1 protein-coding gene is annotated in these 231 nt (G+C 68.8%); it reads right to left on the bottom strand.

What is annotated here, in order from left to right:
- Positions 1-204: MFS transporter (locus ACCD05_RS32135; RefSeq protein ID WP_413397740.1), on the bottom strand; the 204-nt coding region annotated here is incomplete at its 3' end.
- Positions 205-231: the final 27 nt, after the last annotated feature.

Raw genomic sequence — 231 nt, 5'->3', positions numbered from 1 at the left:
GACCAGCACGGTGCGGCGCGGCCAGCCGCTCGTGAAGATGGCGAGCAGCGGTCCGCCGATCGCATACGTCAATGCGAAGACCGTCACGAGCAGGCCGGCCTGCGTCACGGTCACGGCCAGGTCGGACGCGATGCGCGGCAGCAGGCCCGCGATCATGAAGCTTTCGGTGCCGATGGCGAAGGTGCCCAGCGCCAGCGTGTACAAAAGGCCTCTGGGCAGGGAGGTGGGCTC

This window comes from Rhizobium sp. Rhizsp42 (assembly GCF_047304155.1).
Taxonomy (GTDB): Bacteria; Pseudomonadota; Alphaproteobacteria; order Rhizobiales; family Rhizobiaceae; genus Rhizobium.
This window is presented reverse-complemented; position numbering and strand designations above follow the sequence as displayed.